The organism is Streptomyces sp. GQ60 (assembly GCF_059758875.1).
Genome location: NZ_JCAXEG010000007.1, coordinates 68,852 through 80,967, shown reverse-complemented (window position 1 = coordinate 80,967; position 12,116 = coordinate 68,852). Strand labels below are relative to the sequence as shown.

Annotated in this window: 12 protein-coding genes; 5 read left to right on the top strand and 7 right to left on the bottom strand. The window is 71.1% G+C overall.

What is annotated here, in order from left to right; all coding sequences use genetic code 11:
- Nucleotides 1–47 precede the first annotated feature (47 nt).
- From AC6CKD_RS19125 to AC6CKD_RS19115, 3 genes are all read right to left on the bottom strand, one after another.
- On the bottom strand, nucleotides 48–632 hold the full coding sequence (locus tag AC6CKD_RS19125; RefSeq protein WP_498328667.1) for a tRNA adenosine deaminase-associated protein: 585 nt from the start codon (nucleotides 630–632) through the stop codon (nucleotides 48–50).
- 287 nt (nucleotides 633–919) lie between these two features.
- Complete coding sequence (locus tag AC6CKD_RS19120) at nucleotides 920–1,093, bottom strand: hypothetical protein (protein ID WP_243341832.1); 174 nt, start codon at nucleotides 1,091–1,093, stop codon at nucleotides 920–922.
- Between the two features lie 198 nt (nucleotides 1,094–1,291).
- Entirely contained in the window at nucleotides 1,292–2,245 is a 954-nt protein-coding gene (locus tag AC6CKD_RS19115) for a universal stress protein (RefSeq protein WP_498328666.1), read from the bottom strand.
- Nucleotides 2,246–2,437: 192 nt separating this feature from the next.
- Here AC6CKD_RS19115 and upp point away from each other — a divergent pair, with 192 nt between their 5' ends.
- Complete coding sequence (gene upp, locus AC6CKD_RS19110; protein WP_250738518.1) at nucleotides 2,438–3,073, top strand: uracil phosphoribosyltransferase; 636 nt, start codon at nucleotides 2,438–2,440, stop codon at nucleotides 3,071–3,073.
- 82 nt (nucleotides 3,074–3,155) lie between these two features.
- On the opposite strand, the gene AC6CKD_RS19105 is transcribed toward upp, so the two are convergent.
- Nucleotides 3,156–3,800, bottom strand: a complete 645-nt coding sequence (locus AC6CKD_RS19105; protein ID WP_498328665.1) for a LytR C-terminal domain-containing protein — start codon at nucleotides 3,798–3,800, stop codon at nucleotides 3,156–3,158.
- A 155-nt stretch (nucleotides 3,801–3,955) separates the two neighbouring features.
- Complete coding sequence (locus tag AC6CKD_RS19100; protein ID WP_112446725.1) at nucleotides 3,956–4,252, bottom strand: type II toxin-antitoxin system VapB family antitoxin; 297 nt, start codon at nucleotides 4,250–4,252, stop codon at nucleotides 3,956–3,958.
- Nucleotides 4,253–4,340: 88 nt separating this feature from the next.
- Between AC6CKD_RS19100 and AC6CKD_RS19095 the strand changes: the two genes are divergently transcribed.
- On the top strand, nucleotides 4,341–5,912 hold the full coding sequence (locus tag AC6CKD_RS19095; RefSeq protein WP_498328664.1) for a helicase HerA-like domain-containing protein: 1,572 nt from the start codon (nucleotides 4,341–4,343) through the stop codon (nucleotides 5,910–5,912).
- Nucleotides 5,913–5,974: 62 nt separating this feature from the next.
- Nucleotides 5,975–6,910 (top strand): glucose-6-phosphate dehydrogenase assembly protein OpcA, encoded by a 936-nt coding sequence (opcA, locus tag AC6CKD_RS19090; RefSeq protein ID WP_498328663.1) that lies wholly within the window; start codon nucleotides 5,975–5,977, stop codon nucleotides 6,908–6,910.
- Here the strand turns inward: opcA and AC6CKD_RS19085 are convergent.
- Together AC6CKD_RS19085 and AC6CKD_RS19080 are read right to left on the bottom strand one after the other, a co-directional pair.
- Complete coding sequence (locus AC6CKD_RS19085) at nucleotides 6,856–7,332, bottom strand: cupin domain-containing protein (RefSeq protein WP_498328662.1); 477 nt, start codon at nucleotides 7,330–7,332, stop codon at nucleotides 6,856–6,858. The two genes, opcA and AC6CKD_RS19085, sit on opposite strands and share 55 nt — an antisense overlap.
- Nucleotides 7,333–7,386: 54 nt before the next feature.
- Entirely contained in the window at nucleotides 7,387–8,043 is a 657-nt protein-coding gene (locus AC6CKD_RS19080) for an HhH-GPD-type base excision DNA repair protein (protein WP_498328661.1), read from the bottom strand.
- A 108-nt stretch (nucleotides 8,044–8,151) separates the two neighbouring features.
- On the opposite strand from AC6CKD_RS19080, the gene AC6CKD_RS19075 reads away from it, so the two are divergent.
- Nucleotides 8,152–8,964, top strand: coding sequence for a VOC family protein (locus AC6CKD_RS19075; RefSeq protein ID WP_498328660.1), 813 nt, complete (start codon nucleotides 8,152–8,154; stop codon nucleotides 8,962–8,964).
- Nucleotides 8,965–9,247: 283 nt separating this feature from the next.
- Nucleotides 9,248–12,013 (top strand): PKD domain-containing protein, encoded by a 2,766-nt coding sequence (locus AC6CKD_RS19070; RefSeq protein WP_498328659.1) that lies wholly within the window; start codon nucleotides 9,248–9,250, stop codon nucleotides 12,011–12,013.
- Nucleotides 12,014–12,116 lie beyond the last annotated feature (103 nt).

Here is a 12,116-nt window from a genome sequence, read left to right as displayed (position 1 = left end):
GGGTGCGTACGGGGTGGGCTGCGGGGTGTGGTGGTGTGCGGGGATCACTAGCGGACGGACTCCAGGACCTCGGTGGCGCCGAGCGATTCGGCGATCTCCGAGAGGGCGTCCCCGTCCAGGGTCATCAGTTGTTTGTGGCTCACCCCGAGGTCGTCGAGCAGCCTGGGATCGCCGAGCGGCCCGGCGGGTGCCGGTTCGGATCCGGCCCGTACGTCGTGGCCGGCGTCCGAGTCGTCGTCTTCCTCCTCCTGGTCTCTGTCGGGGGGGCCGCCGTCCGGGTAGGAGGCGACCACCTCGTCCTCGCCGTCCTCGGTGCCGTCGAGGTCCAGCCCGTCGAGTTCGTCGTCCTCGTCGTCCTTGCCGAGCAGCTCGTCGGTCAGCATCGAGCCGTAGGAGCTGCGGGAGGCGGCGGAGGCGTTGGACACGTAGTAGCGCGGGTCCTCCTCGCCGTCCACCCGGACGACCCCGAACCAGGTGTCCTCCTGTTCGATGAGGGCTACCACCGTGTCGTCGTCGACAGAGGCGGAGCGGGCGAGATCGATCAGATCACTCAGAGACTCGACATCGTCGAGTTCCATGTCGCTCGCTTCCCACCCGTCTTCGGTGCGCGCGAGCAGTGCGGCGAAATACACCGTGACTCTCCCACTGGTCATAGGCGTGCCGGTTGGAGGTCCCCCCGGCCGGAGGTGGGTGGGGGTGGAACGGCCGCCGTGCTCGCCGTTTCGTACCCCGCCCAGTCGGCATCGTGGCAGAAACGGAGCCATTGCGAGAGGTCTTCCGCGCCGTGGCGCTGGCCGCGCGTGTTGTACGGGGCCTCGTGCCGGGGGCGCGACGGCGGTCGCGCGGCGGCCGTACGGGCGCCGGGCAGGGCTCCCGACGGGACCCCTGCCGGGGCCTCCGCAGGGCCCCGCCGCGGGGCTCACCAGCGGAAGGTGCGCATGCGCATCTGCTGGCGCATGCGGGCGGCGCGGGCGCGCCTGGGCTGCACCCGGTCGCGCAGTTCCCGGGCCTCGTGCAGGTCGCGGAGGAACTGCGCGCGCCGGGCTCTGCGCTGTGCCGTGGTCTCCAGTGGCTCGTGATCGTCGTCGGGCATGGGTCACCGCCCCTGGCTGGTCCGGTCCGGTCCGTCCCCCCGAACCCCCACCTTCCCTCCGACCGTCCGTTTGATGCCACCTTCTGCAACGGCTCGGCAGGAATTCGGTCGGATTCCGACAATCCCGGCGGCGCCGACTTCGTGGATTCGATCCGCGGGCTCCGCGTCGGCCTCCGCGGCGGACTGCTGCGCGGACTCCTACGCCGAGCCCTCCGGAGATTCCGGCAGGGTCGGGACGATCGCCACCGGCCCGTGCGCGTGCTGCAGCACGGCGTTGGCGACCGAGCCGATCATCAGGGACCGGATGTGCCGGCGCGGGTGGTGGCGGCCGACGACGACCAGCGCCGCCGACTTCGAGGTGTCGACGAGGCGCCCGGCCGCGTCCCCGGGTACCGCGGCCTGTTCGACGGGCACGGTCGGGTACGTCGCCCGGAACGGTGCGAGCCGCTCCGTCTGGGAGCGGAGCATCTCCCGCTCGGCCGGCACCGCGTCCTCGTCCTCCCCCGTCAGCGCCTCCGGCGGGATCACCGCGAACGGGCTGTCGATCACCATCGTCGGCGACGGCGGGATGCTGTACGCCGACACCACCTGGAGCGTGGTGGCCCGCGCGGCCGCCTCCGCGAACGCGAAGTCCAGTACGTTGTCGGGCGTCTCCGCGGCGTGCAGTCCCAGCACCACCCGCCCGGCCGAGGGCTGGGCGGCGCCGTCCACTGCGCGCGCCTCGTGCGCGACCACGACCACCGGGCAGGCGGCGCTGGTCGCCACGGCGCGGCTGTTCGAGCCGAGCAGCAGCGCGGCGAAGCCGCCGCGGCCCCGAGAGCCCATCACCAGCATCCGGGCGCCCTCCCCGATGTCCCGCAGGGCCTCCGGGACCGAGCCTTCCAGGGACTCGTAGAGGACTTCGGCGGGGAGCGGGCCCCCCGCCGCCAGGTGGGCCCGTATCCGCACGCTGACGGGATCCTCGACCTCATCGGGCTCGGCGCGGTCGTGCAGGGAGGACCGGCGTGCCGCGTACAGCTGGACGCTGTCGGACAGCACGTGGGCGACGACGAGCCCGGTGCCGTGGCGCAGTGCCGCAGCCCTTGCCCACTCCAGGGCCTTGAGGCTGTGTTCGGATCCGTCGACTGCGGCGATCACCCTTGCGTTGGTCATCAGTCCAGCGTGCTGGGGGTCCGGGCGGGTCGCATCTCCAGGGGTTTCCGGGCGTGGCCGCCGCTTCGGGCGCGAAGGGGCGGGCGCAGCGCGTAGCCTTTTGGGGTTGGTCGCGCGGTTGCGGCCGTTTTCGCAGGTAGCGGCGTCGAAGGTCGCAGGTGGAAGCCCGGCGGCTGAGTCTTGGAGGATGTTGTGCGTTTGCAGGTCGTGGATCACCCGTTGGTGGCGCACAAACTCACCACCCTGCGCGACAAGCGCACCGACTCCCCCACCTTCCGGCGGCTCGCCGACGAGCTGGTGACCCTGCTGGCGTACGAGGCCACCCGGGACGTGCGCACCGAGCAGGCCGACATCGTCACCCCGGTCGGTCCGACCACCGGCGTGAAGCTCTCCTACCCGCGGCCGCTGGTCGTACCGATCCTGCGCGCCGGTCTCGGCATGCTCGACGGCATGGTGCGGCTGCTGCCGACCGCCGAGGTCGGCTTCCTCGGCATGGTCCGCAACGAGGAGACCCTGGAGGCCTCCACGTACGCGACGCGCATGCCGGAGGACCTCTCGGGCCGCCAGGTCTACGTGGTGGACCCGATGCTCGCCACCGGCGGCACGCTCGTCGCGGCGATCAAGGAGCTCATCAAGCGCGGTGCGGACGATGTGACCGCGGTGGTGCTGCTGGCCGCGCCGGAGGGCGTCGAGATCATGGAGCGCGAGCTCGCGGGCACGCCGGTGACGGTGGTGACGGCCGCAGTGGACGAGCGGCTCAACGAGCACGGCTACATCGTGCCGGGGCTGGGCGACGCGGGCGACCGCATGTACGGCTCGGCGGAGTAGCCCACACACAGCGTGAAAGCCCGGCCCCCGCTTCGGAGGCCGGGCTTTTCCCATTCGGTCAGCCGGTCAGCCGGTCAGCCGGTCAGCAGGTCTTGGCGGGCGCGGGCTGGGGGTTGGCCAGGGCGGCCAGGGCCTTGTCCGCGTCGGCCTTCGGCGTGAGCTCCGTGAATGCGTCGCCCAGGATCAGGTCGATGTCCGCGGTCTCGCGGGTGTCGGTCTGCTGGGTGGCGCCGGCGAGGTTGGCGCCCAGGACGGAGAAGGCGGCCTTGTCGGTCTGCGGGGAGCCGAGCAGTATCCCGGCGCCGGGGACCTTCTTGTCGAAGTCGGCGGGGGCGTTGCCGACCTTGCCGACGGTGAAGCCGCGGCTCTTGAGCTCGTCGCCGACGGCCTTGGCGAGGCCCGCGCGCGGGGTCGCGTTGTAGACGTTGACCGTGATCCCGCCGGGAGGCGGGAGCACGACCTGCGGCGCGGCGGAGGGGGCGGAGCCCGCCTTGGGAGCGGAAGTGGCGCAGTCCTTGGCCGCGGCGGCGGTCTTGCGTTTGTCCGCGTCGCCGCCGAACACATCGATGAGCTGCACGGCCCCGTAAGCGATCAGGGCCAGCCCGATGATCGATCCGAGCACCACGAGGACGATCCGGCGGCGGCGTCGAGGGCGGGACATGCGGGGGTAAGCCGCTCCCGTGACCTTGTACTTTCCGCCCATGCCAGGGGGAGTGAGCATGCTCATGTGCGCAGCGTAATGCCGTCCGCTGCTGATGCCCACTGAATCATCTGTTGATAGGGCAAGGCTGACCCGAAAGGCGCAACCGGGACCTATCCGACACCCGGGCGGGGCCTATCCGACACCCGGGCGGGACCCGCCCGGCGCCCGGGGAGGGCGGGTCAGCCCAGTTCGAGGACGCGCGCGTGCAGGACCTGGCGCTGTTGGAGCGCGGCGCGGACGGCGCGGTGCAGACCGTCTTCCAGGTACAGGTCGCCCTGCCACTTCACGACGTGGGCGAAGAGGTCCCCGTAGAAGGTCGAATCCTCGGCGAGCAGCGTTTCGAGGTCGAGCTGGCCCTTGGTGGTCACAAGCTGGTCGAGCCGGACCGGGCGCGGGGCTACGTCCGCCCACTGCCGGGTGGTTTCCCTGCCGTGGTCGGGGTACGGCCGCCTATTTCCGATGCGCTTGAAGATCACACGGAAAGCCTACCGGGCAGGGGCCTGCGGGCGCAGCCTTGTGATGACGGTGCAAAGGTGGCGAAGAGTGCTATTTCGGGAGTGACATATGAGCCAGAGCACCGCCGCCGCGTCCCCTGCCGGCCAGATCGCCGCGGGGTACGCCTTCACCGGACCCGCGCTCGATCTGGGGGCCCTGCTCTGGGACGGGGCCTGCCTGCCGGAGCACCAGATCCGCATCCCGCTGTCGATGCTCAACCGGCACGGACTGGTCGCGGGGGCCACCGGAACCGGCAAGACCAAGACGCTGCAGCTCATCGCCGAGCAACTGTCGGCCCAGGGCGTTCCGGTCTTCCTCGCGGACATCAAGGGCGATGTCTCGGGGATCTCCGCGCCCGGCACGGCCAACGAGAAGATCGAGGAGCGGGCCAAGGACGTGGCCCAGGAATGGGAGGGCTCCGGCTTCCCCAGCGAGTTCTACTCGCTGGGCGGGATCGGCCCGGGAATCCCGCTGCGGTCCACCGTCACGAGCTTCGGTCCGGTCCTGATGTCCAAGGTGCTCCAGCTCAACCAGACGCAGGAGCAGTCGCTGGGGCTGATCTTCCACTACGCCGACACCAAGGGCCTGGAGCTGATCGACCTCAAGGACCTGCGGGCGGTCGTCGCGTTCCTCGTCTCGGACAAGGGGAAGCCCGAGCTGAAGGGCATCGGCGGCCTCTCCACGGTGACCGCCGGGGTGATCCTGCGGGCGCTCACCGCCTTCGAGCAACAGGGGGCCGCGGAATTCTTCGGCGAGCCCGAATTCGACACCAGTGAATTCCTCCGTACGGCGGCGGACGGGCGCGGACTGGTCTCCGTACTGGAGCTACCGGCGGTCCAGGACAAACCGCAGCTGTTCTCCACTTTCCTGATGTGGCTGCTGGCGGACTTGTACACGGATCTTCCGGAAGTCGGCGATCTGGAGAAGCCCAAGCTGGTCTTCTTCTTCGACGAGGCGCACCTGCTGTTCAACGGGGCCTCGAAGGCCTTCCTCGAAGCCATCACGCAGACGGTCCGGCTGATCCGCTCCAAGGGCATCGGCGTCTTCTTCGTCACCCAGACCCCCAAGGACGTGCCGGCCGACGTGCTGGCGCAGCTCGGCAACCGGGTGCAGCACGCGCTGCGCGCCTTCACCCCGGACGACGCGAAGGCGCTGAAGGCGACGGCGAAGACCTTCCCGAACTCCGACTACGACCTGGAGGAGCTGCTGACCCAGCTGGGGACGGGCGAGGCGGTGATCACGGTGCTCAGCGAGAAGGGCGCGCCGACCCCGGTGGCGGCGACCCGGCTGCGGGCCCCGGAGTCGCTGATGGCGCCGATCGACGCGGCCGCGCTGGACCGGGCGGTGAAGTCCTCGCTGCTCTACTCGCGGTACGCGGAGCCGGTCGACCGGGAATCGGCGTACGAGAAGATCAGCGCCGAGCAGGCGGCGGCCGAGGCGGAAGCCGAGGCGGCGGCGGCCGCGGCCGAGGCGGAGAAGCAGGCGAAGGCGGCCGCGAAGGCGGCGCCGAAGCCGGACCCGTCGCTGGCGGAGCAGGTGGTGGGCAGCGGGCTCTTCCGCTCCCTGGCCAGGTCGATCGGTACGCAGCTCGGCCGCGAGATCTCCCGGTCCCTCTTCGGTACGGCCAGGCGGCGCCGCTGAACCGCGCGGGCGGGCGGGGGATTCCGTAGCTGGCGCACCGTCCGGCCTGCGAGACTCGGAGCATGCGGACCGAACTCACCGATACGACATCCAGCAAGGTCAACCGGGCCCTGCTCGACGCGCGACGGGCCGTCGGGAGTCCCACGATGGGGCTCGTGCTGAACCTCGTCGTCGCCACGGACGAGGAGAACGCCTACGACGCCGTCCGCGCGGCCTCCGAGGCCTCGCGGGAGCACCCCTGCCGCATCATCGCGGTGATCAAGCGCACCGCGCGCGGCTCGCACCGGCTGCGGCAGAACCGGCTCGACGCCGAGCTGCGGGTCGGCTCCGACGCCGGGTCCGGGGAGATCGTCCTGCTCCGGCTGCACGGGACGCTCAACGAGCACGCGGGCTCCGTGGTGCTCCCGCTGCTGGTGCCGGACGCGCCCGTGGTGGCCTGGTGGCCCGCCGAGGCCCCGGCCGCGCCGGCCCGGGATCCGCTGGGCGCCCTCGCGCAGCGCCGGATCACGGACGCCGAGGCGGCCGCCGACCCGGTCGCCGCGCTCGACGGCCGGGGCGGCGCCTACGAGCCGGGGGACACGGATCTGGCCTGGACCCGGCTCACCCCGTGGCGGTCGCTGCTGGCAGCCGCCCTGGACCAGAAGCCGCTCCCGGTGACGGGCGCGGCCGTGGAGAGCGAGCCCGGCAACGCGAGCTCCGAGCTGCTGGCCCGCTGGCTGGAGGACCGGCTCGGCGTACCCGTGGAGCGGGTGGCGACCGAGGGCCCCGTCATCACCCGGGTCCGGCTGACGACCACGGGCGGGGAGATCCGCGTGGACCGCCCCGACGGGGTCCTGGCCACCCTGCTCCTGCCGGGCAGCCCCGACCGCAAGGTGGCGCTGAAGATCCGCAGCAGCGCCGAGCTCATAGCGGAGGAACTGCGACGGCTCGACGCCGACGAGATCTACGCTTCGGCGCTGCGCTTCAGGCGGCCGGCCCAGGCCTCGCTCTCCGCGTAGTGGTTGTCGTAGACGGGCTGGCTGTCGATGATGTCCTGCACCGTGGCCTCGCCGGCCCGGACCCGGCCCAGCAGCCGGTAGTAGTCGAAGCGGCCCATGCCGGGGGTGAAGCCGACGAAGACCTCCGCGGTGCTGTCCGCCGCCGGGGCGAAGGCGTGCTTCACGCCGGGCGGCACGGCGAGGAAGTCGCCCTTGGTCAGGGTGTGTATCTCGTCGCCGAGCAGGACGTCGAGGGTGCCGTCCGTGACGTGGAAGAACTCGGTCGCCTTGGTGTGGAAGTGCACCGGAGCACCCGCCGCGCCCGCCTCGAAGGTGGCCGTGTTGCACGTGAGCTCGGCGGTGTCCGTGAGCAGGGTGATCAGGCTGCCGGGGCCATCGGAGATGGTCTCGGCAGTGGCGGCGCGCGTCAGGTTCTCAGTCATGATCACGAGCTTAGGGGTCGGGTCCGACAACGGGCGGGGCACTCGCCCGAACCGTCAATTCCGTTTGGTGGCACCGCCGGTGGCCGCTTTCTCGGCCTTCGCGGCGGCCTTCGCCTCCTGCTTGTGCGCCCGTACCTTGGCCAGTGATTCCGGCCCCGTGATGTCGGCCGCCGACCGGTAGACGTTCGCCGGCCCGTACACGCCGGCCGCCTCGCGCCAGCCGCGCGGCCGCACCCCGAACCGCTTGCCGAGCAGCGCCAGGAAGATCTGCGCCTTCTGCTCCCCGAAGCCCGGCAGCGCCCGCAGCCGCTCCAGCAGCTCGGCGCCGGTGTCCACATCGGTCCACACCGCCGACGCGTCCCCCTCGTAGTGCTCCACCAGGTACGCGCACAGCTGCTGCACCCGCTTCGCCATCGACCCCGGGTAGCGGTGCACGGCCGGCTTCTCGGAGAGCAGCGCGGCGAAGGCCTCCGGGTCGTAGGCGGCGATGGCGTGCGCGTCGAGGTCGTCGGAGCCGAGGCGCCGGGCGATCGTGTAGGGCCCCGAGAACGCCCATTCCATGGGGACCTGCTGGTCCAGCAGCATCCCGACCAGTGCGGCGAGCGGGCTGCGCCCGAGCAGCTCGTCGGCCTCCGGCTGCTGGGCGAGACGGATGGTGACCCCGCCGGCGCCGGCGCCGGCGCCAGCGTCTGCGTCTGCGTTCTTGTCCATGTCACCAGGGTCCCGCGCGGAGGTGCTCCCCGCGCGATTGTCGGACCCCGCGCCTAGCGTGAGTACCGAGACGGGTCACGTCGTACACGACACAGGAGTCGATCGATCATGGCTGAGTTCACGGAAGGCGCGCCCTGCTGGGCGGACGCGATGTTCTCCGATCTGGAGGGCGCGAAGACCTTCTACGGCGACGTGCTGGGATGGACCTTCGGAGAGTCCAGCACCGAGTACGGCAACTACACGCAGGCCTACTCCGACGGCAAGGCCGTCGCGGCCGTCGTGCCGCCGATGCCGGGGGCGGACGCCCCTTCGCAGTGGTGTCTCTACCTCGCCTCGTCCGACGCCGCGGCCACGGCCGCGAAGATCAAGGCCGCCGGCGGCGAGCTCCTGATGGAGCCGATGCAGGTCGGCTCCTTCGGCACGATGGCCATCGCGAAGGAGCCGAGCGGCGCGGTCTTCGGCGTCTGGCAGCCGGGCGACCACAAGGGCTTCGAGAAGATGGGCGAGGCGGGTGCGTACTGCTGGGCCGAGTTCTTCTCGCGCGACGTGGCCAAGTCGGACGCGTTCCTCCCGCAGGTCTTCCCGTACGAATCCCAGCAGATGGACGCCGGTGACGACCCGGAGACGGCCGGGATGGACTTCAAGGTCTTCAGCCTGGGCGGCCCGGAGAACCCGGTGCTGGGCCGGATGAACATGGGCACCGACTTCCCGCCGGAGATCCCCTCGTACGTCCAGGTCTACTTCGCCGTACCGGACTGCGACGAAGCGGTCGCGAAGACCCGGGCCCACGGCGGCAAGCTGCACTTCGGCCCGATGGACAGCCCGTTCGGCCGCTTCGCGGCGGTGACGGACCCGCAGGGTGCGGCGTTCGCGGTGATCGACGTGACGAAGACGGTCGGCGAGATGCCGGAGTTCGCCTGACGGACGGAGCGGGGGCCGGCCACGGCCGGGGCGGGCCCCCGGTTCCGGCTCCGAGCAGCACCTGGGCGAGATTCGGGCAGCCCGACGTGGTTGACGGGCCGGATCGTCGGTTAGGCCGTTGACCCGGGGGTTTCGCGCCGTGGATGATGATCGAACGCTTCTGTGGATCGCGTGCGCCCGACTGTCTCTTTGGGGGGGACAGGACTTTTACCAGTTGTGCGGCGCCGCACCCGCATCGACAGCGGACTCACACGTGTCGCTTCTTCCTGAAGGAAAACTGCTGGTGCGTTCAAACCGTGCGGCTGCCTCGCTGACCGCAGGCCTTGTCACTCTTCTCGGTGTTCCGGCGGCATTCGCCGCCGAGACTCCGACCGACCTCTATGTACGAGTCGGTTCCAACTCGAACTGCTCCGACACCGGGACCGGTTCGCAGGCCGCTCCCTTCTGCTCGATCGCGGCGGCGGCCAAGGCGGTCCTGCCGGGCCAGACCGTGCGCATCGCGCCGGACCTCATCTACACCGATGCCGTCACCATCAACCGCTCGGGCGAGCCGGGCAAGCCGATCACCTTCGTCGTCGAGGGCGACGGCGCGGGCGATCACCGGGCCGTCCTGGACCGGCGCCTGACCATCGACGGGGCCTCCCACGTGGTGATCCGCGGGCTCGACACCACGAAGGGCGTCCGCGTCGAGAACTCCCACGACGTCACGCTGGAGAGCCTCCGGGCCGCGTACTTCGGCGAAGCGAACTCCCTCGCGATCGGCAAGGAGAGCACGGACGTATCCGTCCGCTGGAGCCAGTTCCACGGCGCCCGCGTCGACGGCGGTGCCCAGCGCACGGTGCTCAGCCGGAATACGGCCTACAGCCACAGGCAGTCGCCGGTCCAGGTGGTGGACGCGCCCGGCACCGTCCTCACCAACAACACCGTGATGGGTGCCTGCGAGGCGGCCATCTCGGTCAGCGGCGGTTCGACCGGCGCGTCGCTCGCCAACAACCTGCTCTACACCGCGAAAACCGGCGGGACGTGCACGTCCGCCGCCGATCAGCGGACCGGCATAGCGGTCGCGCAGAGCGCGACGCCCGGCACCCGGGTCGACTACAACCTGATCACGGGCAACACCGCCACCCCACTGGTTCCCTACAGCTGGGCCGGCACCGGTTACCCGACCGTGGCGGCGTTCAAGGCCGGCAGCGGTCAGGGCGCGCACGAGATCCTCCGCTCGACGGCCGAGGGCGTCGGCCTCGTCGAGGGCTCGCCCACGATCGACTCGGGCGACGCCACGGCTCCGGGTGCGCTCCCCGTCTCCCCCGGCGGCATGTCGATGGCGGACGACCCGAACGTGCCCAACACCGGCAAGGACGGCGGGTACATGGACCGCGGGTCCGCCGAGTTCCGGGAGCTCATGCGCGGCGTCAGCCTGACGGTGGACCAGGCCTGGGCGCCGGTCGGCACGGTCGTGAAGGCCTCGGCCCAGGTGGACAGCCGGTGGCCCGTGGACGTCACGTACCACTTCGACTTCGGCGACGGGACGGCCCCGGTCGTCACCGAGAAGGCCACCGCCGAGCACACGTACGCCACACCGGGCGACTACGTGGTGAAGGTGCGGGCGGTCAACGCGGCCGGGGAAGAGGTCTCCAAGGAGAGCGGGCCGGTCAAGGCCACCCCGGCCACCCCGCTGACCGCGGCCTTCACGAGCGAGTCGGTTCTGCCGGACTCGACCAGCCCGGACGAGCGCGTCCGCCCGCTGACCGTCAAGGTCGACCGCGTGGGCAGCGCGACTCCGTGGCCGGTCCAGTCCATGACCGTGGACTGGGGCGACGGGTACACGAGCTACGGCAACGCCGCCGGAGTGGTCACGCACAAGTTCGGCGCACCTGGCGAGCGCAAGGTGACGATGACCCTCGAGGACTCCAAGGGCGGGAAGTCCACGGTCAGCAAGACCGTGAAGGTCGACTACGCCCCGTCCGGCTACACCGCCACCGAGCCGTTCCGCATCGAGGACACCCGGCAGAGCAACGCGCCCATCGCGGGCGGTATCCGGAGGGGCGTGGTGCTGCCCGTCGGCACCAACATCCCGGGCCACGCCCTCTCGGGAGGCATGGCTTCGGTCGTCCTGAACGTGACGGTCACCGGCGCCACCGAGGACACCCACCTCACCGTCTGGCCCCAGGGACAGGACCGCCCGGCCACCTCGAACCTCAACGTCCGTGCGGGCGGCACCTCCTCCAACACCATCACGGTCCCCGTCGGCAGCCAGCCGATGCCCAGGGACCTCTGGGTCCAGCTGAACTCGGGCAAGGCCACGCTGATCGTGGACTTCGTCGGCTACTACCAGCCCAACGCCGGCGACCGCTTCTCCCCGCTGACCCCGACGCGCGTCCTGGACACCCGTACGACCGGCGGTGCGCTGGGCGGCGGCAAGACCCGCACGGTGAAGGTCGCGGGCGTGAACGGCATCCCGGCCGACGCCAAGGCCGTCGCGCTGAACCTGACCGGCGCGGGCGCGACCCAGCCGGCGCACGTGATCGCGTACCCGAACCCCGCGAAGCGTCCGACCACGTCGAACCTGAACGTGGAGCCGGGCAAGGACAAGTCCAACCAGGCCATCGTCCCGGTCGGCCCCGACGGCACGATCACCCTGTTCACGAACAGCGGCTCGACGCACCTGGTCCTGGACGCGGTGGGCTACTACGGCAAGGACGGCAAGGCGCTCTTCACCCCGGTCGTCCCCAAGCGCCTGGCCGACACCCGTACGACCGGCAAGGTCGCCCCGGGCGCCACGACCACGGTCACGGGCCTGCCCGCGAACGCCCTGGGCGCGGTCCTGAACGTCACCGCGACGGACTCGACCGGCCCGGGCTTCCTGACGGCGTACGCCTTCGGCGGCAAGCTCCCCGGTGCCAGCAGCCTGAACACCCTCCCCGGTTCCACGGTCCCGAACCACGTGATCTCCCCGGTGGGGACGGGCGGCAAGGTGAGCGTCTTCAACAGCTACGGCGGCTCCAACCAGGTGATCACCGACCTGCTCGGCTACTTCACGCAGGGCTGACCGCGGCGCGGACCGATTCCAGTGGGGCAGCTCCGGTGGAGCTGCCCCACTGGCGTGTCCCGGGGAAGGTTTTCGGAAAACCCCACGAAGGGGGCAAAAGCGG

Bases quoted from the DNA above. Each gene is read 5' to 3' on its own strand.
- AC6CKD_RS19120 (WP_243341832.1), bottom strand. From the start codon at position 1,093: ATGCCCGACGACGATCACGAGCCACTGGAGACCACGGCACAGCGCAGA.
- AC6CKD_RS19115 (WP_498328666.1), bottom strand. From the start codon at position 2,245: ATGACCAACGCAAGGGTGATCGCCGCAGTCGACGGATCCGAACACAGC.
- AC6CKD_RS19105 (WP_498328665.1), bottom strand. From the start codon at position 3,800: ATGAGCATGCTCACTCCCCCTGGCATGGGCGGAAAGTACAAGGTCACG.
- AC6CKD_RS19095 (WP_498328664.1), top strand. From the start codon at position 4,341: ATGAGCCAGAGCACCGCCGCCGCGTCCCCTGCCGGCCAGATCGCCGCG.
- opcA (WP_498328663.1), top strand. From the start codon at position 5,975: ATGCGGACCGAACTCACCGATACGACATCCAGCAAGGTCAACCGGGCC.
- AC6CKD_RS19085 (WP_498328662.1), bottom strand. From the start codon at position 7,332: ATGACTGAGAACCTGACGCGCGCCGCCACTGCCGAGACCATCTCCGAT.
- AC6CKD_RS19080 (WP_498328661.1), bottom strand. From the start codon at position 8,043: ATGGACAAGAACGCAGACGCAGACGCTGGCGCCGGCGCCGGCGCCGGC.
- AC6CKD_RS19075 (WP_498328660.1), top strand. From the start codon at position 8,152: ATGGCTGAGTTCACGGAAGGCGCGCCCTGCTGGGCGGACGCGATGTTC.